Source organism: Sandarakinorhabdus sp. (assembly GCF_040398645.1).
Taxonomy (GTDB): domain Bacteria; phylum Pseudomonadota; class Alphaproteobacteria; order Sphingomonadales; family Sphingomonadaceae; genus Sandarakinorhabdus.
In genome coordinates, this window is sequence record NZ_JBBATR010000002.1 from 83,611 (window position 1) to 102,878 (window position 19,268).

General features: G+C 64.5%; 21 protein-coding genes. 10 read left to right on the plus strand and 11 right to left on the minus strand.

The window, feature by feature from the left end; translation table 11 throughout:
- Positions 1 to 27: 27 nt before the first annotated feature.
- On the minus strand, positions 28 to 1,191 hold the full coding sequence (locus tag ABWP50_RS00965) for a KpsE/RkpR family capsule polysaccharide export protein (protein ID WP_353216111.1): 1,164 nt from the start codon (positions 1,189 to 1,191) through the stop codon (positions 28 to 30).
- A gap of 278 nt (positions 1,192 to 1,469) precedes the next feature.
- On the opposite strand from ABWP50_RS00965, the gene ABWP50_RS00970 reads away from it, so the two are divergent.
- From ABWP50_RS00970 to ABWP50_RS00985, 4 genes are read left to right on the plus strand one after another with little or no spacing between them, the layout of a single operon-like run.
- Complete coding sequence (locus ABWP50_RS00970) at positions 1,470 to 2,570, plus strand: DegT/DnrJ/EryC1/StrS family aminotransferase (protein ID WP_353216112.1); 1,101 nt, start codon at positions 1,470 to 1,472, stop codon at positions 2,568 to 2,570.
- A gap of 36 nt (positions 2,571 to 2,606) precedes the next feature.
- Entirely contained in the window at positions 2,607 to 3,842 is a 1,236-nt protein-coding gene (locus tag ABWP50_RS00975; RefSeq protein ID WP_353216113.1) for a hypothetical protein, read from the plus strand.
- Positions 3,835 to 5,163 (plus strand): glycosyltransferase family protein, encoded by a 1,329-nt coding sequence (locus tag ABWP50_RS00980; RefSeq protein ID WP_353216114.1) that lies wholly within the window; start codon positions 3,835 to 3,837, stop codon positions 5,161 to 5,163. The genes ABWP50_RS00975 and ABWP50_RS00980 overlap by 8 nt, the downstream gene beginning before the upstream one ends.
- The gene (locus ABWP50_RS00985) at positions 5,160 to 5,795 is read left to right on the plus strand and encodes a tetratricopeptide repeat protein (protein ID WP_353216115.1); all 636 of its coding nucleotides are present in this window, start codon (positions 5,160 to 5,162) and stop codon (positions 5,793 to 5,795) included. Before ABWP50_RS00980 ends, ABWP50_RS00985 begins: the two co-directional genes overlap by 4 nt.
- A 15-nt stretch (positions 5,796 to 5,810) precedes the next feature.
- Here the strand turns inward: ABWP50_RS00985 and ABWP50_RS00990 are convergent, their stop codons facing one another.
- Entirely contained in the window at positions 5,811 to 7,004 is a 1,194-nt protein-coding gene (locus ABWP50_RS00990) for a polysaccharide biosynthesis/export family protein (RefSeq protein WP_353216116.1), read from the minus strand.
- Between the two features lie 318 nt (positions 7,005 to 7,322).
- Between ABWP50_RS00990 and ABWP50_RS00995 the strand changes: the two genes are divergently transcribed.
- Together ABWP50_RS00995 and ABWP50_RS01000 are read left to right on the plus strand one after the other, a co-directional pair.
- Complete coding sequence (locus tag ABWP50_RS00995; RefSeq protein WP_353216117.1) at positions 7,323 to 8,783, plus strand: mannose-1-phosphate guanylyltransferase/mannose-6-phosphate isomerase; 1,461 nt, start codon at positions 7,323 to 7,325, stop codon at positions 8,781 to 8,783.
- A gap of 31 nt (positions 8,784 to 8,814) precedes the next feature.
- Entirely contained in the window at positions 8,815 to 10,011 is a 1,197-nt protein-coding gene (locus tag ABWP50_RS01000; RefSeq protein WP_353216118.1) for a glycosyltransferase, read from the plus strand.
- Here ABWP50_RS01000 and ABWP50_RS01005 read toward each other — a convergent pair.
- Positions 9,997 to 10,908 (minus strand): branched-chain amino acid aminotransferase, encoded by a 912-nt coding sequence (locus tag ABWP50_RS01005; protein ID WP_353216119.1) that lies wholly within the window; start codon positions 10,906 to 10,908, stop codon positions 9,997 to 9,999. The genes ABWP50_RS01000 and ABWP50_RS01005 overlap by 15 nt on opposite strands.
- A 143-nt stretch (positions 10,909 to 11,051) precedes the next feature.
- Between ABWP50_RS01005 and ABWP50_RS01010 the strand changes: the two genes are divergently transcribed.
- The gene (locus ABWP50_RS01010) at positions 11,052 to 11,591 is read left to right on the plus strand and encodes a MarR family transcriptional regulator (protein ID WP_353216120.1); all 540 of its coding nucleotides are present in this window, start codon (positions 11,052 to 11,054) and stop codon (positions 11,589 to 11,591) included.
- A 2-nt stretch (positions 11,592 to 11,593) separates the two neighbouring features.
- On the plus strand, positions 11,594 to 12,733 hold the full coding sequence (locus ABWP50_RS01015; RefSeq protein WP_353216121.1) for an acyltransferase family protein: 1,140 nt from the start codon (positions 11,594 to 11,596) through the stop codon (positions 12,731 to 12,733).
- Positions 12,734 to 12,738: 5 nt separating this feature from the next.
- Here ABWP50_RS01015 and proC read toward each other — a convergent pair whose 3' ends face one another.
- The 4 genes from proC to ABWP50_RS01035 all read right to left on the minus strand — a co-directional run bounded on the left by proC (position 12,739) and on the right by ABWP50_RS01035 (position 15,032).
- On the minus strand, positions 12,739 to 13,530 hold the full coding sequence (proC, locus tag ABWP50_RS01020; RefSeq protein ID WP_353216122.1) for a pyrroline-5-carboxylate reductase: 792 nt from the start codon (positions 13,528 to 13,530) through the stop codon (positions 12,739 to 12,741).
- Between the two features lie 64 nt (positions 13,531 to 13,594).
- A complete protein-coding gene (locus ABWP50_RS01025; protein ID WP_353216123.1) occupies positions 13,595 to 14,113 on the minus strand; it encodes a type III secretion system chaperone family protein in 519 nt (172 codons plus the stop codon).
- A gap of 83 nt (positions 14,114 to 14,196) precedes the next feature.
- Positions 14,197 to 14,487, minus strand: coding sequence for an accessory factor UbiK family protein (locus tag ABWP50_RS01030; protein WP_353216124.1), 291 nt, complete (start codon positions 14,485 to 14,487; stop codon positions 14,197 to 14,199).
- Positions 14,487 to 15,032 carry a TspO/MBR family protein gene (locus ABWP50_RS01035; protein WP_353216125.1) on the minus strand — a complete coding sequence of 182 codons (546 nt, stop codon included), beginning with the start codon at positions 15,030 to 15,032 and terminating at the stop codon, positions 14,487 to 14,489. Before ABWP50_RS01035 ends, ABWP50_RS01030 begins: the two co-directional genes overlap by 1 nt.
- Positions 15,033 to 15,076: 44 nt before the next feature.
- Between ABWP50_RS01035 and ABWP50_RS01040 the strand changes: the two genes are divergently transcribed.
- Positions 15,077 to 15,364 (plus strand): HNH endonuclease signature motif containing protein, encoded by a 288-nt coding sequence (locus ABWP50_RS01040; RefSeq protein WP_353216126.1) that lies wholly within the window; start codon positions 15,077 to 15,079, stop codon positions 15,362 to 15,364.
- A 185-nt stretch (positions 15,365 to 15,549) separates the two neighbouring features.
- Here ABWP50_RS01040 and ABWP50_RS01045 read toward each other — a convergent pair whose 3' ends face one another.
- Together ABWP50_RS01045 and ABWP50_RS01050 are read right to left on the minus strand one after the other, a co-directional pair.
- Positions 15,550 to 16,332, minus strand: a complete 783-nt coding sequence (locus ABWP50_RS01045) for a TlyA family RNA methyltransferase (RefSeq protein ID WP_353216127.1) — start codon at positions 16,330 to 16,332, stop codon at positions 15,550 to 15,552.
- Positions 16,284 to 16,619 (minus strand): hypothetical protein, encoded by a 336-nt coding sequence (locus tag ABWP50_RS01050; RefSeq protein WP_353216128.1) that lies wholly within the window; start codon positions 16,617 to 16,619, stop codon positions 16,284 to 16,286. Before ABWP50_RS01050 ends, ABWP50_RS01045 begins: the two co-directional genes overlap by 49 nt.
- Before the next feature lie 36 nt (positions 16,620 to 16,655).
- Here ABWP50_RS01050 and tgt point away from each other — a divergent pair, with 36 nt between their 5' ends.
- Positions 16,656 to 17,810, plus strand: a complete 1,155-nt coding sequence (gene tgt, locus ABWP50_RS01055; RefSeq protein WP_353216129.1) for a tRNA guanosine(34) transglycosylase Tgt — start codon at positions 16,656 to 16,658, stop codon at positions 17,808 to 17,810.
- Here tgt and ABWP50_RS01060 read toward each other — a convergent pair.
- Both ABWP50_RS01060 and ABWP50_RS01065 read right to left on the minus strand, forming a co-directional pair.
- Positions 17,774 to 18,901: an NAD(P)/FAD-dependent oxidoreductase gene (locus ABWP50_RS01060; RefSeq protein ID WP_353216130.1), complete on the minus strand. Its 1,128-nt coding sequence runs from the start codon at positions 18,899 to 18,901 to the stop codon at positions 17,774 to 17,776. The genes tgt and ABWP50_RS01060 overlap by 37 nt on opposite strands.
- Positions 18,898 to 19,268, minus strand: a 371-nt coding sequence (locus tag ABWP50_RS01065) for a serine aminopeptidase domain-containing protein (RefSeq protein WP_353216131.1), incomplete at its 5' end; no start/stop codon positions are given. The genes ABWP50_RS01060 and ABWP50_RS01065, both read right to left, overlap by 4 nt.

Consider the following 19,268-nt stretch of genomic DNA (forward strand, 5'->3'; position numbering starts at 1 on the left):
CCTGTACTTCTGGAGCCGGAAGCTCGTTCAAAGATCATGCTCCCGCATCGCGGAAAACAGCAGGCTGAGCACGCCCCAGGCCGCTATGCCGAGCGCGAACACCGACAGGATGCTGCGCAGGCGCTTGGGCTCCCGGGCTTCATCGGGCTGGCTGGGCTGCACGATGCGTTCGACATAGGATTGCTGACGACGGGCATCGTTGTTGGCGTTCTGCAAGGAAACCAACGCATTGGTCAGCAGCTTGTCGGCATATTCCGCCTCCACAGACAATCGGGTGAACTCGGCCGATTTGGCAGCCAGCGATCCCTTGCCGCCAGCGATCTTGGCCATTTCCAGATCGATCTGCTGATCCAGCGAACCGATGCGCGACACCAGCACCGGAATTTGCGGATTGGCCGGGGTGAAGGCCCGGGTCTGCACCAATTGCGTGCGGGTCTGGATCACTTCGTCTTGCAGCTTGGAAATCATCTGCAACGACACATTGGCCTGTTTTTCAGGATCAATTACCGCCTGGCGGTTGCGATAGGCCGCCAATGCAAATGCCGCATTGCGGGCTTCGCGCTTGGCATCTTCCACTTCCTGCCGCGCATAGCGCACCAGATCGGTACGGCTGCGATCGTTCAGCCGGTTGACCAGCGCCTCGCCCAGATCGAGCAGACGCGCGTTGATCCACTGCGCATCTTCCGGGCGATAGGCCTTCACCACCAGCGTGGTGATCGACGATTGGCTTTCCAGCGAAACCGCAACATGTTCGGCATAATAAGCATAGACATCCTCGCGCGACGCAGTTCCGAACGGCGGCGCGAGGCGATTGAACAGATCGATTTCGGGGCGTGTATAGGCTGCCATCAGGCGGCCCTGCTGATCCAGCGCCTGCATGGCATCGCGTGACAGCGCATAATCGGCCAGCGCGTTCATGGCACCGCCGCTCAGGCTGCTGCCATCAGCGCCCGCCAGCAGCGACGCAATACCAGTTGGCGCCTGCTTGCCCTGGCTGCGCACAATGTAGCGTGATTCGGACACGTAAACATCCGAAGCAACGAAACCGAAATACAGCACGGCGAGCAACGTGGGAACGCCAACCGTGGCAAAAAACAGCGGCGACGCCCAGCGCGGCAGCACGCGACGCACAGCGCCCAGCATGCCGGCATCAGCCGTGACCGTTCGGAATTGACCAGTGGGTTTGTGCATCAGTTCCTCTAACAGTCCAAAAACCCCCGGGCACCCATGAGGGCTTGTACACTGCGCGCATTAGCGGCGTTCGGGCTGAACGGCAAATGCACGACAGCCAGTGGTAGCAATGATGTTGGCCGATCAGCCGTTTTTTCTGGCTGCGAATGACCGGTTGGAGCGCACGCGCCGGCCTTGCACCCTGATCACGGCATGGTGACAATTCGCCATGCACCAGCAATTGCCCTTGCCGCTGTCCACCGCTAATGCACGCCTGATCCCTTTCGCCCGAGACCGACATGACCATTCCCGTATACACGCCCGATTTGAGTGGAAACGAGATTGCCTACGCAGAGGATGCGCTGCGCAGCGGCTGGATCAGCAGCATCGGCAAATATGTCGAACGTTTTGAAACGGCATTGGCCACTGAAACGGGCTGTCCGCACGCCATCGCCCTGGCAAATGGCACGGTTGCCTTGCATCTGGCGCTGCACTGCCTGGATATCGGGCCGGGCGACGAGGTGATCGTGCCAACATTCACCTACATCGCATCGGTCAACACCATTGCTCAGACGGGGGCAACGCCGGTGTTTGCCGAAAGCCGCGCATCGGATTGGCTGATGGATGCAGCCGATGTCGAACGCCGCATCACGCCGCGCACCAAGGCGGTGATGCCCGTGCATCTGTTTGGCGCGCTGTGCGATCCGCAAATCAACGCCATCGCCCGCCGCCACGGCCTGAAAATCATCGAAGATGCAGCCGAAGCGCTGGGCAGCCGGCGCGATGGCCGCCACGTCGGCTGGGATGCGGACGTGACCAGCTTTTCGTTTTTTGGCAACAAGACGGTGACCACCGGCGAAGGCGGTGCCGTAATCGCGCCTGATGCGGTGCTGGCGGCCCGGCTGCGCAAGGTGAAGGGCCAGGGCCAATCGCTCACCCAGCGCTACTGGCACGATGAAATGGGCTTTAATTACCGGATGACCAATATCTGCGCGGCGATCGGCACGGCGCAAATGGAACGCCTGCCGGAGATACTGGCCCGCAAACAAGCGATTGCCGATCTTTACCGTGCCGAACTGGCTGGAAACATGTTCAGTTTTCAGGAGGTTGCAGCCGGTGTGCAGTCCAGCAACTGGCTGGTATCGCTGCTGCTGCCACCCGGCATCGACCGCGATGAAACCATGGCGCGGTTGCTGGTCGCGGGTGTTGACAGCCGGCCCGTGTTTTATTGCGCGCACAAGATGCCGGTGTACCGCAGCGACGAACATTTCCCGATTGCCGAGGATATTGCCGCACGCGGCATCTCGCTGCCATCCTTTCCCACGCTGGAAGATGCGCAGGTGCGCATGATTACCGCTACCCTGCGCACGATTGTCGAGGAACTGGCCAACGCAGCCTGACGTGTATTGCAAGAGGCGTTTCGGTAGGGAGATGACGTGAAAATTGCCATCCTGCTCGGTGATGCCGGACTGGAAACGCTGATCCGGGCGCGGGCGATGGCGCAGGCGATGCTGGCTGCCGATCCGCTGCACGGCGGCGCGCCGGACATCACCATCGGGCTGCCGGTTAGCGATGATTATGTGTGGAAACGCGATGCCGGCTGGCTGGCGGCCGGGATGCCCGGCGTGACCGTGCGCCGGCTGGATTGGCAGCTGGTGCCGGCCGGCAATGCGCTGCGCATGCACCAGGCGCGGTTGCCGCTGGTGTCGCTGGCGCAGGTCAGCCACGTGCTGCTGCCGCGCGATTGGGGCAGCAATTTCACCGATTGCGATGCGTGGCTGGTGATGGCCGATCCCGGCCTTGGCGCGGTGTATCCCATCCGGCCGACGGCGTATTTTTGCAGCGAATTGGCCGCGCGGCGGCACCCTCATGCGTTTTGCGCGGATATGCAATCGCCGTTCTGGACGCGGCTGCTGGCCGCGTTTCAGATCTGGCGGCAAGCGGGCGTGGTCGTGACCACCGATCCGATCACGGCGCAGGACGTGTTGGATTTTGCCGGCGTCGCGCCAGATCGAATGCTGCACCTACCCCATAGCTTTGATTGCGCAGCCAGCGACGGCATTCGGCCGCTGGCCAGCCCGCAGCGGCGCCTGATCATCCGTATGGAGCCAGATAGCCTGCACGATATCGCATCGGCGCTGCGTGGGCTGCGGCTGTACCGGCAGGATGGCGGCACCCTGGATCCGATGATCGCCTGCGAGGCCCAGCCCGAGGCGTTTCGCCGCCAATCCAATGTGATGGCTATCGCCGTGCTGCCGGCCGCCGTGCGCGACCTGCTGGAGGATCTGGCGCAAGACGGCGGAATCGAGCGGCTGACCACGCCGGATCGCTGGGCGCGTTTGCTGGGCCGCGCTGCTGCGGTATGGTCGCCGCGATTGTCCGGCCAGGGCAGCCAGTTGGCGTGGCCGCTGCGGTTCGGCTTGCCGCTGCTGTGCGCCGATCATCCGGCAGCGCGCGAACATGCCCATCCAGCCGCGCCGATCCGCTATAAGCCGGGCAATCCCGATGGAATCGCCGATGCGCTGCACGCGCTGCAAGCTGTCGTGGCCGCCGTGCCGGCACCGGATGATCACATGGCCAGCGTTGGCGCCAGCGTTGGCGCCAGCGCCGCCATGCTGGCAGCGCAAGCAACCCTGATCGTCGATCGATTGCTGGAGACGGCAGATGTCTGATCACGCCCGCACCCCGATTGGTATCTGGATCGAATCGCCGCGCGGCGCGCAATGGGCCAATCAGGGCATGACGCGCCTGCTCGGCTTCATCGTGGAAGGCCTAGCGCAGGCTGGCAGTCATGTGTTCCGCATCGTGGTGACCGACGATATCCGCAGCGAAGCCGAAGCGGATTTTGCCGATCTGGTGGCCACGGCAGGCGAAGACTACAGCTTTCATTCGCCGCAAGATATGGGCCAGACGGCAGCGGATTTCGATGATCTGGCGCGCTTTGCCGATCGCCATGTGCCGGTGACAGCATGGATTTCGCTGTTTCCCAATCAATTGGGGATCAAGCTGCTTTCGAAGCCCGTGGCATCAATTTTTCCGGATGCCATCGGCCTTGCCTATCATGATTTCACCGAAGGCGCCTGGGCTCTGGATGGGCCGCCAGCGGCATGGCGCGACCGGGTGAGCCAAGCGCTGCCGCACATCACCCGCTTCATCACCTTTTCCGATCATGTTGCCCGCGATCAGGTGCAGGGCCTGTTCGGGGTGCCGCCAGACCGGGTGACCGTAATCCCGCATGCACCTCCAACGCTGGATGGCATCCTGCCGTTCATCCGCGATGGGCAGCGCACAGAGGCATCGCGATATGCGGCGGCCTGCCTGCTGCGCCGCCACGCCGCGCGCCACGGCCCGGCCTATCTGGCCAATTTCCCGTTCGAACATGTCCGCTATGCTGCGGTATCAACGCAGGACCGCGTGACCAAGAATATCCGCGTGGTGGTGGATGCCATCGATGAACTGGTGCGCGCGCAATTTGAATCCTTCAAATTGATCATGACAGCGCAGCTTCATTATGGCGCGACCTGGAGCCCGACGCCGGGGGCCATCGCGCGCAGGCTGCTTCATCTTGATGCCCTGTCGATGCCGGATTTGCCGCGCGATGTGCACGCTGCCTTTTATCACTGCGCCGAAATTGCCATTCACCCATCCGTGTTCGAAGGCGGGCGCGGCACCTTCCCCTATTACGAAGCCATTTCGGTCGGCACGCCCTGCCTTATGGCGCACGGCCCGCATGTTGCCGAATTGCTGATCGACACGCCCGAGCTGGCGGGATCGATGTTCGATCCATTTGATGCCGTGGGGCTGGCCGCGCTTATGCTGGCGGCATCGGCTGGCCGCGCCGAGCTGGTCGCCTTGCAGCGCGCCACTTATGACCGTCTGCGCCAACGCACCTGGCGGCAGGTCGCGCTCGAATATGCCGCCGCTGCTTTGGCGCCGGCATCCACCGGCATCTCCGCTACCACACTGCCAGTCAGCGCAAGGATTTCGGCATGACCAAGATGGATAGCGCCGCCAACGCGCTCGCCGATCTGCAGGCCCGGCTGGATCTGCTGAATGGGCAGCGCCGCGCCGATCTTGATCGGTTGGGCCGCCTGTCGCTGCAATGCGATCGCCTGGCCCTGCAACTGGCAGAACGCGATGCCGAACTGGCCGGCATGGACAGCAACGCCGATTTGGCAAAGGGCCGACCGCATGCGGCCATTGATGCATTCCTGCTGATGCCAGCCGCCGTGCGCACGCTTCTGCGCGGTGAGGCGCCGGCCCCCGGATCGCAGACGACGGCATCGCTGGCCAGCAAGATCATGTCCAGCGTGCTGCTGCGCTATGCCCGCGCGGCCGCTGCCCGGCGCGATTATGCCCGGGCCGAAGCCTGGTATCAGGCGATCCTGCTGCTCACGCCGCGGGCATTCGTGTGGCGGCAGCTTGGCAACATGCAAGCCGGCCAAGGCCTGTTTGCAGCAGCAATCGAAAGCTTTGATCGCGCCATCACACTTGACGACGGCGACGGCGAGGCCTGGCACGCCAAGGCGAGGGCGTTGAAGACGCTGGACCGCCGCGATGAAGCCAATGCCGCTCTGGCGCGCGCATTGGCGCTGAAACCGGCGCTGACGTCACGCGGCAGTTGAACGGCGACTGGTCGCTTATTGAAGCGACGACCGCACCACGGCCAGCGGCAGCACGGTTGATGCGATCACGTTAACGAACTGCTGGAATTCGGCCACCGGCGCCGTCGCCACATACAGCACGTCGCCGTCACGCATCTGGAAGTTCTGCGCGAGGAAAAACACCGCCGGGTCCAGCATGTTCACCCGGTAGATCACCGGCACGCGGCCCTTGGCATCGGTCGGTGTGGCTGGCGCCCCCGCCCCCGCAGCAGCAGCAGTTAGCACTTCCCACCGGAAAATGAACAAGCCCTTGGCGTTGGCCCGCTGTTCCTGCAGACCGCCGGCGCGGCCCAGAGCCTGCGACAGCGTCAGCCCGGTCGATTCGAACTGCACCTCCTGATTGCGGCCAGCCGCGCCGAGCACCGTGTAGCTGAACGGCTGGAAAATCGCCGTCACCACATCGCCGGTGGCCAGCCTGATATTCTGATCGGGCTGGCGGATGATCTGATCCAGCGGCACCGCCGCCACCTTGTCGCCGCGGGTTATCTGGATCGTCGTCTTGCCCGATGGCTGGCGCGTGCCGCCGGCTGCGGCCAGTGCATCCAGCAGGCGTTCGCCCTTCGGGGTCAGCGCCACGCGCGCAGCATTGGCCACATCACCCACCACAGTGGCATTGGCGGTGGCGTTGCGTACGATTCGCACGATGATTTGCGGCAGATGCGCCTTGCTGGCGAGGCGCCGCGTGATATCCGCTTCGATCTGTTGCGGCGTGTGGCCCGAAACCGGCAGCGTGCCGGCAAACGGCACGAAGATGGTGCCGCCAGTGCCAACCAGCAATTCCGGCAAAGTGGCGGTGGTGCTGGCCATGCCGGCATCCGCCGAACGCCCACCACTGCCAAAGCCGCCGCCGAACAGGGCCGCGGGCGGCGCTTCCCAGATCGAAACCTCCAGCACATCGCCGGGCTGCACCACCGAACCAACCGGCAAAGCATCGCCAAATTCGCGCGCCAGGTTGACCGGGCGGTCAATCGCCAGCAGCGCTTCGGTGGCGGCACGATCAAGATCGACAATGCGTATGCCGGCCAGCCCCGCTGCAGACGCCCGCTGCGGCGCCTTGTTGACCACGCCCGCCGAAGGTCCGGTTTGCCCGAACAACCCAGAACCGCAGCCGCCAAGCGCCAGCGCCAGCGGGGCCAGGCCGGCCGCCATGAGTATGATGTTCTTGCGCATGCGCATCGACGGCGTTTCCTGTGTGCTGGATCAATCGCCTGGCCAACAGCCGAAAACGCGGACCCGAATTTCGAACGCCGCAATAGCCGTGTTTGTGCGCTGCGCAAAGCCGGTGCAGAAATGACGAAGGACAGCGCGCCGCCACAGCGTTGGGGAAGCAGCCGCACATCATCAACAGTCCGGCCCGAAACAGGCCAAACCACTTGACTGCAACCGGGTTTTTATCAAGGGGACGCGCATGGTTAAGACCGCTCGCGACCCTGATGCGCAGCATTGCCAGCACGCGGCTCGATCGTGCCGCCGCCACGGAGAATGATCATGAACCCGCCTCCATCCGCCAACCCGCCGTTGATTCACCCCATCATCCTGTGCGGCGGAGCCGGCACCCGCCTGTGGCCGGCATCGCGCCGCAATCAGCCCAAGCAGTTTGCCATGGAATTCGATGGCCTCAGCCTGTTTCAGCATGCCGTAACGCTGGTGGATGCGCCGGGTTTTGCCAAGCTGGAGGTAATCACCGGGGAGGATCAGAAATACCGGATCATCGAACAAATGGCCCGGATCGATCGTTCGCCCGGTGTCGTGCTTGTCGAGCCCGAAGCGCGCAACACGGCGCCGGCAGTGCTGGCGGCGGCGCTGCATATCGCCGAGACCGACGCGGACGGTGTGCTGCTGGTGCTGCCATCTGATCACCGCGTTTCCGATCAGGCCGGGTTTCGGGCGGCCGTGGCGGCAGCGCTGCCGCGGGCGCTGGCCGGCGATCTGGTGACGTTCGGCATCAATCCCAGCCGCGCCGAAACCGGCTATGGTTATCTGGAATTGTCCGATCCCGCCGGCCGTGCCGCCACCCTGCCGCAGCCGCTGGTGCGCTTTGTCGAAAAGCCCGATGCAGCGCGGGCCAAGGCGATGTTCGAAGGTGGCTGCCATTTGTGGAACGCCGGCATTTTCCTGATGTCCGTAAAATCGGCCATCGCGGCCTTTGCGCTGCATGCCCCGGAAATTCATGCTGCCGTGTCCGCAGCCGTCGCAGCCGCGCAAACCGAATTGCCGTTCATCACGCTGGACAAGGCCGGATGGGCAACCGCGCCAAGCATTTCCGTGGACTATGCGATCATGGAAAAGGCCGCCAATCTCGCGGTGATGCCCTATCATGGCTATTGGTCGGATCTGGGCGATTGGTCGAGCGTGTGGCGCGATGGCGATCCCGATGATGACGGCAATGTGCTGGCCGGCGATTCGCTGGCTTATGGCTGCCGCACCAGCATCCTGCATAGCGAAGTGAAAGACCAGATGATCGTCGGCCTCGATCTGGACGACATGATCGTGGTGGCAACCGCCGATGCCATTTTGGTTGCGCCGAAAACCTCCAGCCAGAAGGTGGGCGAGGTGGTGAAGGAATTGCGCCAGATCGAACGGCCCGAAGGCGTTCGCGCCCGCCATGATCACCGCCCATGGGGCTGGTATGACAGTATCGCCGTGCGCGATGGCTTTCAGGTCAAGCATATCATGGTGGCACCGCACCAGGCGCTGTCACTGCAATCGCATGAACGACGATCGGAACATTGGATCATCCTGTCCGGGCAGGCCAGTGTGACCGTGGGTACCACCGTGCGGCAGCTTGGCCGGGGTGATTATGTGTTCATCCCGACCGGCGCCGTCCACCGGCTTGAAAATCATGGCGCCGCCGCTGTGTTGATGGTCGAGGTGCAGGTGGGCGATTATCTGGGCGAAGATGATATCGTGCGCTATGCGGATCGCTATGCGCGGGCAAAATCCGGGTGATGGCGCAGGAGCCGGCCGGAAACCGGCGGCGATGAATCAGAATGGCGCGCCGCTGCTGATTGATGTGTCGCGCTTGCTGTGGCGGCATTGGGCGCATGTGCGGCCCACCGGCATTGATCGGATCTGCCTGGCGTGGCTGCATCATTACGGCCCGCGCGCGCAGGCGGTGATCATCCGCAAGAACAAGGGCGGCACCATCTTGCCGGCGGCCGCCTCACAAGCGTTGTTCCGGCAATTGTTGCGGCCTGCTGCCAGCAAGGCCGCTGCCCGGGCCGGCCTGATCGGCTGGGCGCTCTGCCACGGCCGCCATGCCGCGCGGACGCTGTCTGGCCGGGGCCGGCTTTGGCTGAATGCTGGCCACACCGGGCTGGATTCGACGGATTTGCCGGCGTGGTGCGCGGCGGCCGATGTACGCCCGGTGCTGATGCTGCACGACATCATTCCGATCACGCACCCGCAGTTCTGCCGCGAGGGCGAAAAAGCCCGGCACGAGGTGCGCGTGAATACGATGCTGCACATCGCGGCCGCCGTGATCGGCAACAGCCAGGACACGCTGCATGTGCTGGCTGATTATGCCGCCGCCCACCAATTGCCAGTGCCGCCGACCATGGTGGCATGGCCCGGCACACCGCATCTGGCGATGCCGCCCGGAACGCGCCCGCCCGCCAGCAACGAATTCATCATCCTGGGCACCATCGAAGGCCGCAAGAACCACCATCTGCTGCTGGACGTGTGGCAGCGGCTGGTGCGCGAGCATGGTGCGGCTGCGCCAAAGCTGGTAATCATCGGGCGGCGCGGCTGGGCGTGTGATGATGTGCTGGCGCGGCTCGATGCCGGTGAATTTGGCGACCGCGTTGAGGAAACCGGCGCGCTGGAAGATGCCGCCATCGCCGCGCGGCTGGCGGCGGCGCGTGCACTGCTGTTTCCCAGCTTTGCCGAAGGCTATGGCCTGCCGCTCGTTGAGGCGCTGGATGCCGGCGTGCCGGTGATCGCCAGCGATTTACAGGTGTTTCGCGAAATAGGCCAAGGCGTGCCTGAATTGCTGGCTCCAGATGATCACGCTGCCTGGCAGGCCGCGATCATGGCCTATGCCGCGCCCGACAGCCCGGCGCGGGCGGCGCAAATGGGCCGGCTTTCGGGGTTCAAGGCCCCGGACTGGCCAGGCCATTTTGCCAAGGTCGATGCGTTTCTGGCGGCGCTGCCCAGCGGCAATTCAGCTTTGCGTTGATGGCACCGGCACCACGCCGGTGATGCGGCCGTGCACCAGATCGCTGTAATCCTGCGCCAGTTGCAAAGTCGCCTCACCCACCTGGAAGTTCCACGGGCCGATTTCGGCCAGCGGTGTCACTTCGGCGGCGGAGCCGGTCAGAAACGATTCCTGAAATGTCGCCAGTTCTTCGGGCCAGATGGCGCGTTCGATCACATCGATGCCGCGGCGGCGCGCGAGTGCGACCACGCTGCGGCGGGTGATGCCATCCAGAAAACAATCCGGCGTTGGTGTGTGCAGCGTGCCGTCCTTGAAGAAAAAGATATTGGCGCCCGTGGCTTCGGCCACCTGCCCACGCCAATCCAGCATCAGCGCATCGTTGTAGCCGGCATCTTCGGCGGCATGTTTGGACAAGGTGCTGGTCATGTACAGGCCGGCCGCCTTGGCGCGCACCGGCACCGTGTAGGGCGCGGGCTTGCGCCACGGCGCAATGTTCAGGCGCAGGCCTTTTTTCAGGGCCTCCGGGCCGAAATAGGCGCCCCATTCCCAACAGGCCACGGCCATGTGCGGTTTGGTGCGCTGCGCCGAAACGCCCATCTGCTCGCTGCCGCGCCACGCCACCGGGCGGACATACGCATTGGTGAGATTGTTGGCCGCCAGCGTCTGCCGGCAAGCTTCGTCGATCTCCTCGACACTGTAGGGAAGCGCGAAACCCATGGTCTTGGCCGAATCGATCAGCCGCTGCGAATGGGCGGACAGCGCATAGATATGGCCGCCATAAGCGCGCGCGCCTTCGAAAACCGAACTGGCATAATGCAGGCCGTGCGTGAGGATGTGCACATTGGCCTCGCGCCATGGTTTGAGCGCGCCGTCCATCCAGATGAAACCATCACGGTCGTCGAACGTGGCATCGATCATGGGGCACCTTTTGTGGGCAGTGGCAACGAACAGCGGCTTTTGGGCTGCCGCAGTGCAACAAACGAACCACATGCTCCATTTGGGCGGCATGTTGTTGCGCTGGCTGCTTGTGTTGCCATAGTAGCTGTGCCAGATATGTCAACATGACTGTCCCAAATCGCCAGCCCGACCTTGGGACCATCAGCGTCCTGCCCCTGAAGATGGCGCCGGCATCGCCGTTGTTCCTGCGCGAGGATGAGATCCGGCGCGGGATCGAACTGCTGTATTTCGGCTACAGCGCCATGATCCGCGGCGCCGATGCTATCCTGGAAGGGCAAGGGCTGGGCCGGGCGCACCACCGGGCGCTATACTTCATCGCGCGCCGCCCCGGCCTGTCGGTGGGCGACCTACTGCTGCTGCTGTCGATCACCAAGCAATCATTGGGCCGCGTGCTGACCGATCTGAACCAGCGCGGCCTGATGGAGCAGAAAATCGGCACAACCGACCGGCGCCAGCGCTTGCTGCAGCTCACCCCGGCCGGCACGGCGCTGGAAACACAGCTGTTCACCGAACTGGAACGCAGCATGGCGCTGGCCTATGGCGAGGCCGGCCAACAAGCGGTAACAGGCTTTTGGGCGGTGCTGCTAGGTCTGGTGCCCGCCGAAAGCCGGGCAACAATTCTGGCCTTGCAACACGGGGCGTGATCATGGAACCGACCCTGCTGGCCGCCATTGTCGCGTTGGCGATGGTTTTGGCCACAATCGTTGCCAGCCTGCTGGTACGCGCGGGCTTTGTGTTGCCCAGCGGGCCGCGCATCGGCGAGATCGATGGGCTGCGCGGGTATCTGGCGCTGGCGGTGATGGGCCATCATTTTGCGATCTGGCTGGCCTTCACCGCTGGCAACGGCTGGCAGGCGCCTGAGGTGGCATTTTTCAATCAGCTTGGCAAAACCGGCGTCGGCATGTTTTTCATGATCACCGGCATCGTGTTTTACCCGCGCATATTGGCCGGCATTGGCGGCATCAAATGGGTCTCGCTGTATATCGGCCGCGTGTTCCGCATCGTGCCGCTGCTGCTGGCGATGGTGGCAGTGGTCACAATCATCATCATGGTGGAATATGGGAGCGTGCCGGGGCCGGGCTATCCGCTGGATGTGGCCAGCTGGGTTGCCGGCCGTCCGCGCGTGCTGATGGGCGATGCGCTGACCCGCAAGACCATCGGCGGCGTGCTTTGGTCGATCTGGTTCGAATGGCTGTTCTATCTGGCTGTGCTGCCGGCCTGCGCGCTCGCCCGCAAGCTGGTGGGCGGGCGGACCTGGCTGGTGCCTACCGGGCTGCTGCTGATCAGCTTGGCTGGCCGCGCGGCGCCGGTGCCACTTTTCGTTTATGCGCCGCTGTTTGCCTTCGGCATGCTGGCCTATGAAGTGCGGGAGCGGCCAAATCTCGCAAGGCGCCTGCTCGGGCCTGTGCCAGCCGCACTGGCCGTGCTGGCGCTGGCCATCAACATGATCTTCTTTCGCGATCCCTTTGACGCGGCGATGCCGCTGCTGGCCTTCACCTTCACGGTGATTGTCTGCGGCAACAGCCTGTTTGGCCTGCTGGCCCTGCCCGGCGCGCGCATGCTCGGCGAGATATCCTACGGCATCTACCTGCTGCACAGCATCATCCTGTACATCGGTTTCAAGACCATGCCCGCCGTCGTGGGCGGACAGCCATGGTTGGCGCTGCCGATCATGATGGCACTGGTCACGGCGATCACCGCCGCCACATTTCTGGCCATCGAACGCCCTGGCATCGCGCTGGGCCGCACGCTCGCCAAACGCCTGACCAGCACACCCACCCCCTGAAAATATCAGCCCAGCTCGCGAGACCGGGCGGCAGCGGCAGCGATCACTTGTTCCAGCAGCGGCGTCAGCGCCGGCATCAGCACGTCAAGGCCTGCTGCCGTGGTGCCGCCCGGCGATGTCACGCGCTCCCGCAGCGTCGCCGCCGATGCCGCGCGGTCGTGCACCGCCAGTGCCGCAGCGCCAATCACCGTCTGCCGGGCCAGCGCCATTGCCATACCGGGCTCCAGCCCCGCCGCCGCGCCGGCCGCCGCCAGCGCTTCGATCATGTGAAACACATAGGCCGGGCCGGATCCGGACAGCGCCGTCACCGCATCAAACTGCGCTTCGTCGCTCAACCACACCGTGGCGCCCACCGGCTGAAACAAGGCTTCGGCAGCGCCCTGCACGATATCGCCATCACGGGTGAACAGCGCCGTCACCCCCTGGCCTACCGCTGCCGGCGTGTTGGGCATGGCGCGCACGATACCGGCGCCCGGAAACAGCCGCGCCAGATCGTCGGTGCGCACACCCGCCATCACCGAAATCACCAGCGTCAACGGCCCCAGCCGGCCGGCCAGCGGCAACACCGCCTGATGCCAGGCCTGCGGCTTCACAGCGAGAACAACGATATCAGGCTTGCCGTCCGCCGGCGGACGCTGCAGCGCGGTAACGCCGTCCGGCAGGCTGCGCGCCGCAGGATCGATCACCACCACCGGCCCCAGGCCTTCGCCCAGCCAGCGCCGCAGCAGCGCGCCGCCCATATTGCCGCAGCCAATCAGCCATATCGGCGCTGCGGCCGATTGGTCGTCTTCGTTCATTTTGCTGCCCCCAGCCGCCCGGCAAACGCCGGTCTCTTGCAATCCCAGCGGTCAGGCCCGGCTATCAGGCTTCCCCGGCAGTTTCGATCAAGGCGGCGGCCAGCGCCTCGGCCGGAGCCTTGCCGTCCGTCAACACCAGCTGGAACACCGGATAATAGCGTTCATATTCCTCGACTGCGGCTTCGGTAAGGATTTCGGCCTGCGCCGCCGACAGGTCGCCGCCATCGGCTGCATCGTCATCGGCCAGCAGCGTGGCGTGGCGGAACAAGATGCTGCCATCGGCTGACCACAGCTCGAAATGGCCCATCCACATCTGTTCGTTGACCAGGCCTAGCACCTCGTAAGCTGCCGCGCGCTGATCGGGGCCGGCCACGAGATCGGATTGCGCGATGATCTGCAGCACCCGGTCTTCGCCTCGCCACAACGCCCGCAGCTGGTAACTGGCCCAGCCGCCCTTGATGCTGGTCACGATTTCTTCGTCGGCAACGCGTTCAGATGCCCAGCCGTTTGCGTCGAACAATTGCTCGAGCAAATCGATGGGCGCCGAATCAACGGCGTTAAACTCTATTTCGGAAAAGCTCATTGTGCCCCTCCCTACAGTGCGCCCACAGGCTGGGCAAGGCTTGCCGATTCGGCAAGGGGGCGAACCCCAATCTCTTGTGGATATCAGGCCGGATCGCCACCAGATATGGCGGTGCTGGCCCGAATTGCCGCAAGTTCAGCTTTCAGCGCCGCAATTTCAGCCTGAAGATCGGCCATTGCTTCGCGTGCACCGGCCGCCATCGCCTTCACCGCATCAAATTCGTCGCGGCTGATATCGGAAGCGCCAACAAATTCCTTCATGCGCTCACGCGCGACATCGGAAATTTCGCGGCTGGCGCCCGCCAGCGTGCCCATGGCCGCCGTGGCGACCTTGGAGAAATCTTCAAACAGGCGATTGTCATTCTGCATGATCATCAAACTCCCAACTGCATGGCATCAGCCATGGGATTGAGCATCAAAACCCGGGTGTTGAGCACGCCGGCAAAGCACAGCCACAACACATAAGGCAGCATCAGCCATGCCGCCAGCCGATTGATGCGATAAAAAGCCGCCGCCGTCAGGCAGGCCACCAGCAACATGACCACCAGCACCGCCAGCGCCGCCGCGATCATGTGAAACCGAAAAAACAGCGGCGACCACGTCATGTTGATGACAAAACCCAGCGCAAACAGCGCGATGGCGCCGCGCTTGCCAGGCGCATCACGCGTGGCCCACACCAGCGCAAACGCCAGCGCAATCAGCGTGTAAAGCACTGCCCACGCCGCGCCAAACAACGGCCCAGGCGGCTGAAACACCGGCAAGGTAAGCGACTGGTACCAGGCATTGGTTTCGGTCGATCCCGACACGCGCGCCGCCAGCCCGCCGGCAAACAGGATCGCCGGCACCGCCACCAGCGCCGCCCGCGCAAAGCTGCCGGCGGCAAACCACGGCGACGGCGGTGCAAGGGACTCAGTGGACACACGCCATCAGTAGCGGCTTGTCCGCAGCTAGGCTATCGGCGTGTATGGCAGGCGATGACGCACTCAATGAATGTTGGCTGTGCGGGCCGCCGCTGGGCAGCAAGATCGAGCTGCATCACCCGGTGCCACGCGCACGCGGCGGGCGAGCCACGGTGCAGCTGCACCCCATCTGCCATCAGGCAATCCACAGCCGCTTTGCCAATGGCCAGCTCGCCCGCATCGGCGCAGACCGTGCCGCGCTGCTCGCCGACGCCGGCCTGGCGCAGTTCGTGGCATGGGTGGCCAGCAAGCCCCCGGATTTTCACGCACCCACCAAGGGCAAGGGGCGATGAAATCTATCTGGTCAAAAGTGACCAAGAATAGAAAGCCTCCGGCGGCCAGGGCCTGAGGCCCTGGACCCACTCTGGTTTAAGCCGGCTTTATGTTTCAAAAGCAGAGACTTAAAAATGGGTGCAGGGGTCACCCCTGCCCGCCGGAGGCCGCTCTTCTTGGCTTTGCTTGTTGTTCGGACGCGGCATCAACCAACACGTTTGTGCGCTGCGATCAGGAATTCGACATTGCCTTCCGGGCCGGTGATCGGGCTGGCGGTCAGCGCTTCGACGGCCCAACCGGCGCCGTCCAGCCAGGCCGCGACTTCGCTGCACACCCGGTCGTGCACGGCGGGGTCGCGCACCACGCCGCCTTTGCCGACATCTTCGCGGCCGGCTTCGAATTGCGGCTTGATCAGGGCCAGCAGGCGCGCGCCGGGCGCTGCAAAGCCCATCGGTACCGGCAGCACCTTGATCAGGCTGATGAAACTGGCGTCGCAGACGATCAGATCAATCGGCTCCGGCACATGATCGGCGGTGAGCAGCCGGGCCGACAATTGTTCCAGCACCACAACGCGCGGGTCTTGCCGCAATTTCCACGCCAGCTGGTTGGTGCCGCTGTCCACCGCATAGACCTTCACTGCGCCGCGGGACAGCAGCACATCGGTGAAACCGCCGGTGGACGATCCGACATCCATGGCGGTGACACCGGCGACATCCCAGCCGACATGATTGAGGCCATGATCGAGCTTGATACCGCCGCGCGACACCCAGGGATGATCGCGGCCCTTGAGGATGATCTCGGCATCATCGGCCACCGTTTCGCCGGCCTTGGTCACCTTGGCAGTGCCGACATAGACGAGGCCGGCCATGATCAGCGCCTGCGCGCGCGCCCGCGATTCAGCGAGGCCGCGTGCCACCAGCAACAAATCAACGCGGGTTTTCAGGGCCTTGTGCCTTTGAGCAGCATTGAGAACGGGCCAAAGCGGCACAGGCTGAACACTTCCGGCGTGAAATTGTCCCGCACTTCAAACAGATCATTGGCGCAGAGCCGCGGCGAAGCCTCCCGCCGCACCAGCATGCGGCCCGCTTTCAGGCCGGGGCAGCCATCGGGTAACGCCGAGCGGTGCCAACGCCCGCCCGCCCGCACCAGCAGCGTGGTTTCATCCACAACCTTGTGATCGAGCTGCCGGCCGACGATCAGGCACGTGGCCAGCGCGGGGCTGGCAGCAGAGTCGGCCGGAACAGCCGCCGCCAGCGCAAGGAACATAATCAACATATTTGCCAAGACTGCCACAGACTCTAAGAACGGCCAATGACCCGTTTTGCCTTTCATGTGCACGCCCGCGACGGCAAGGCGCGTACCGGTGCCATCACCATGCGGCGCGGCGAAATCCGCACCCCCGCCTTCATGCCGGTGGGCACTGCTGCCACCGTCAAGGCGCTGCGCGCATCCGAAGTGCGGGCTGCCGGCGCCGATATCATCCTGGGCAACACCTATCACCTCATGCTGCGCCCCAGCGCCGAGCGCATCGCGCGGCTGGGCGGGCTGCATGCGTTCATGGGCTGGGACCGGCCGATCCTCACCGACAGCGGCGGCTATCAGGTGATGAGCCTGTCCACCCTGACGAAGCGCAGCGAAGAAGGCGTGACCTTTGCCAGCCATCTTGATGGCAGCCGGCATCTCATGAGCCCGGAACGGTCGATGGAAATCCAGCGCCTGCTCGGCAGCGATATTGTCATGGCCTTCGATGAACTGGTGGCGCTGCCGGCGCCGCGTGAGGTGGTGCAGGCCGCCATGGACCGCTCGATGCGCTGGGCGGCGCGCAGCCGGGCTGGCTTTGACGCCGGCGGCGAACATGCGGCGGGCGCAGCGCTGTTCGGTATTCAGCAAGGCGGGCTGGATGAACGGCTGCGCGCGCAATCTGCCGCGGAACTGCAAGCCATCGGCTTTGATGGCTATGCCATCGGCGGGCTGGCGGTGGGCGAAGGCCAGCCGGCAATGTTTGGCGTGCTGGATTATGCCACTGATCAGCTGCCTCAGGACGCGCCGCGCTACCTGATGGGGGTGGGCAAGCCCGATGATATCGTTGGCGCGGTGCAGCGCGGCGTCGATATGTTCGATTGCGTGCTGCCCACCCGTTCGGGGCGCAATGGCCAGGCCTTCACGCACGATGGCCCGCTCAACATGCGCAATGCGGTGCATGCCGAGGATTTGCGCGTGATGGACAGTGATTGCACCTGCCCGGTGTGCTCTGGCCCGCGGGCTGCCAGCCGCGCCTATCTCCACCATCTGATCAAATCTGGCGAAATGCTGGGTGCCATGCTGCTCACCCAGCATAATATCGGATTTTACCAGCAGCTGATGGCCGGGCTGCGCGATGCGATTGCGGTGCGCGGGCTGGATGATTTTGCGGCTGGATTCCTCAGCCGCTACACGGCGCGCGGCAAGGGCCGGGTCGCCGCATAAGGCGCCGGGTCCACCGGCGGCTCGGTGCCCAGGATCAGCGCCGCACACAAGCGGCCGGCAGCAGGAGCCGTCTGAATGCCAAAGCCGCCCTGCCCGGCGCACCAGAACAAGCCATCGACAGCGCCATCAAAGCCATAGATCGGCGCGCGATCCGGCGCAAAGCTGCGCAGGCCGGCCCAACTGGTTTCCAGCCGCTGCACCGTCACCGTGGTGGCACGTTCGAACCGGTCGATCACCACGGCAATATCCAGATCATCCGGGCGCACATCATGCGGCACATCGGGGGTTTCGTCATGCGGAGACAGCCATAGACGGCCGCCATCGGGCTTGAAGTAAAACTGCCCGGCGGCGTCCATCACCACCATCAGATCGGGCGGCGGCGGCGGATCGATGCGCAGCACCGCCATCGACCGGCGCAGCGGCTGCACCCCGCGCGGCTGTGCGCCTGCTAATTCGGCGACAGGATCAGCCCAGGCCCCGGCGGCGTTCACCACGATCGGCGCTGCGATCACCCCGGCGCGGGTGGTGATCTGCCAGCCGCCGGCGCGGCGTTCGAGGCGCTGCACCTGCGCATTGCAGATCAGCGTGGGCCGTGCCGCGCCGCAGCCGCGCAGGAAGCCCTGGTGCAGGCCGGAGACATCGATATCGTGACAATCCGGCTCCAGCAGGCCGCGCTGCCGCCATTGCGGCCGCAGCATCGGCCATGCCGACAGGCCGGCCATTTCCGCCGCGTCCAGCCAGCGATAATCAACATCGCCTTCATCAAATTCCGCTGCCATGCGCTCCAGGCCGCCCGGATCGTCCGGCCCTTCGATGGTCAGGCCTGGCCGCAGCGACAGCAGCGCCCCAAAACCGGCCGGCGGCGCCCCGAAAAAATCCCGGCTCGCCCGCGACAGCGGCACAATGCGCGGGCCGCCATAGCTTTCCACCCAGAACGCCGCCGAACGGCCAGTGGTGTGATAGCCGGGCCGGTCTTCCATTTCGATCAGGGCGATGCGCAGGCGCGGATCCGCCTCCAGCAGCGCCCACGCCGTGCTGGCCCCGGCGATGCCAGCCCCGATGATGGCGATATCAAACTGCGCGTCAGTCATTGGCCGCCGCGCAGGAAATCCACGGCGCGGGCCAGCACCTGCGACCGCATTGGTTCGGCTTCGCGCAGCAATTCATGGCCGCCGCCCGCAAAAACGTCGATGGCCGCGCCCGGCACCCGCGCCACCAGCTGGCGCGTGGCGGCGCAGTCCACCAGCGCGTCCTGGTCCGGGATCAATGCCAGCAGCGGCGTGGTGATGGCTTCGGGCACGCCGCGCGCCGCCAACGCCGCGATGCTGGCAAAGGCGTCATCCAGCCAGCCCCACGTCACGCTGCCGATGGCCAGCGGTGGATATTGGCCAATCCACCAATTTTCATCGCCATAGCGTTCGGGATCGCTGGTCAGCATGGTCTGCCGGCTGTCGCCGC

Bases quoted from the DNA above. Each gene is read 5' to 3' on its own strand.
- ABWP50_RS00990 (WP_353216116.1), bottom strand. From the start codon at position 7,004: ATGCGCAAGAACATCATACTCATGGCGGCCGGCCTGGCCCCGCTGGCG.
- ABWP50_RS01060 (WP_353216130.1), bottom strand. From the start codon at position 18,901: ATGACTGACGCGCAGTTTGATATCGCCATCATCGGGGCTGGCATCGCC.
- ABWP50_RS01025 (WP_353216123.1), bottom strand. From the start codon at position 14,113: ATGAGCTTTTCCGAAATAGAGTTTAACGCCGTTGATTCGGCGCCCATC.
- ABWP50_RS00995 (WP_353216117.1), top strand. From the start codon at position 7,323: ATGAACCCGCCTCCATCCGCCAACCCGCCGTTGATTCACCCCATCATC.
- tgt (WP_353216129.1), top strand. From the start codon at position 16,656: ATGACCCGTTTTGCCTTTCATGTGCACGCCCGCGACGGCAAGGCGCGT.
- ABWP50_RS01050 (WP_353216128.1), bottom strand. From the start codon at position 16,619: ATGTTGATTATGTTCCTTGCGCTGGCGGCGGCTGTTCCGGCCGACTCT.
- ABWP50_RS01015 (WP_353216121.1), top strand. From the start codon at position 11,594: ATGGAACCGACCCTGCTGGCCGCCATTGTCGCGTTGGCGATGGTTTTG.
- ABWP50_RS01005 (WP_353216119.1), bottom strand. From the start codon at position 10,908: ATGATCGATGCCACGTTCGACGACCGTGATGGTTTCATCTGGATGGAC.
- ABWP50_RS00970 (WP_353216112.1), top strand. From the start codon at position 1,470: ATGACCATTCCCGTATACACGCCCGATTTGAGTGGAAACGAGATTGCC.
- proC (WP_353216122.1), bottom strand. From the start codon at position 13,530: ATGAACGAAGACGACCAATCGGCCGCAGCGCCGATATGGCTGATTGGC.
- ABWP50_RS00965 (WP_353216111.1), bottom strand. From the start codon at position 1,191: ATGCACAAACCCACTGGTCAATTCCGAACGGTCACGGCTGATGCCGGC.
- ABWP50_RS01040 (WP_353216126.1), top strand. From the start codon at position 15,077: ATGGCAGGCGATGACGCACTCAATGAATGTTGGCTGTGCGGGCCGCCG.
- ABWP50_RS01000 (WP_353216118.1), top strand. From the start codon at position 8,815: ATGAATCAGAATGGCGCGCCGCTGCTGATTGATGTGTCGCGCTTGCTG.
- ABWP50_RS00985 (WP_353216115.1), top strand. From the start codon at position 5,160: ATGACCAAGATGGATAGCGCCGCCAACGCGCTCGCCGATCTGCAGGCC.
- ABWP50_RS01010 (WP_353216120.1), top strand. From the start codon at position 11,052: ATGACTGTCCCAAATCGCCAGCCCGACCTTGGGACCATCAGCGTCCTG.
- ABWP50_RS00980 (WP_353216114.1), top strand. From the start codon at position 3,835: ATGTCTGATCACGCCCGCACCCCGATTGGTATCTGGATCGAATCGCCG.
- ABWP50_RS01030 (WP_353216124.1), bottom strand. From the start codon at position 14,487: ATGATCATGCAGAATGACAATCGCCTGTTTGAAGATTTCTCCAAGGTC.